This window comes from Salinibacter grassmerensis, assembly GCF_947077765.1.
GTDB lineage: Bacteria > Bacteroidota > Rhodothermia > Rhodothermales > Salinibacteraceae > Salinibacter > Salinibacter grassmerensis.
In genome coordinates this window covers 1-848 of the sequence record NZ_CAMTTF010000017.1, presented here as the reverse complement: position 1 = coordinate 848, position 848 = coordinate 1, and the positions used below count along the sequence as shown (strand labels likewise).

Annotated in this window: 1 protein-coding gene; it reads right to left on the bottom strand. The window is 63.9% G+C overall.

Going from position 1 to position 848, the window contains the following annotated elements:
• On the bottom strand, positions 1–848 hold an 848-nt coding region (locus OJB03_RS15550), incomplete at both ends, for a GTP-binding protein (RefSeq protein WP_263788996.1).

Here is an 848-nt window from a genome sequence, read left to right as displayed (position 1 = left end):
CAGACACGCACAAACGCCATGCGGTCGTGGTGCTTCGGGTCCATGTTCGCCTGAATCTTGAAGGCGACGCCCGTGAAGCCGTCCTCGTAGGGGGAAACGTCCCGGGTCACCGTGGGACGCGGCTGGGGCGGCGGGGCGATCTCGACAAACGTGTCGAACATATCCCCCACCCCGAAGTTGCTGAGCGCACTGCCGAAGAAGACCGGGGTCTGCTTGCCGTCGAGGTAGGCCTGCAGGTCCAGCTCGTCGCCCGCCTCGCGGACGAGTTCCACGTCGAACCGGAGGTCGTCGGCTTGGTCGCCGAGCACCTCGTCGAGCTGTGGGTCGCCCAAGTCGTCGATCGGAAGGCGCTCGTGCTCTCCCTCCATGTCGGCGTGGGAGAAGAGGTGCAGCTCGTCCCGATACAGGTTGTAGGTGCCGCGGAAGCGATTGCCCATCCCGATGGGCCAGGAGAGCGGCACGGTATCCAGATCGAGCGTGTCCTCAATGTCCTCTAGGATGTCGAGCGGCGGCAGCCCGTGCCGGTCCATCTTGTTGACGAAGGTAATGATGGGGGTGTCCTGCATGCGGCACACCTCCATGAGCTTCTCCGTCTGCTGCTCCACGCCGCTCGCATTGTCGAGCACCATGATCACACTGTCGACCGCGGTCAAGACGCGGTACGTGTCCTCCGAAAAGTCGCGGTGGCCCGGGGTGTCGAGCAGGTTTAGCTCATAGCCCCGGTAGGGAAACTTCATCACAGACGACGTGACGCTGATGCCACGCTCCTTCTCCATCGTCATCCAGTCGCTCATCGCGAAGCGGTCGGCCTTGCGGGCCTTGATCTCGCCGGCCTCGTGAATGGCGCC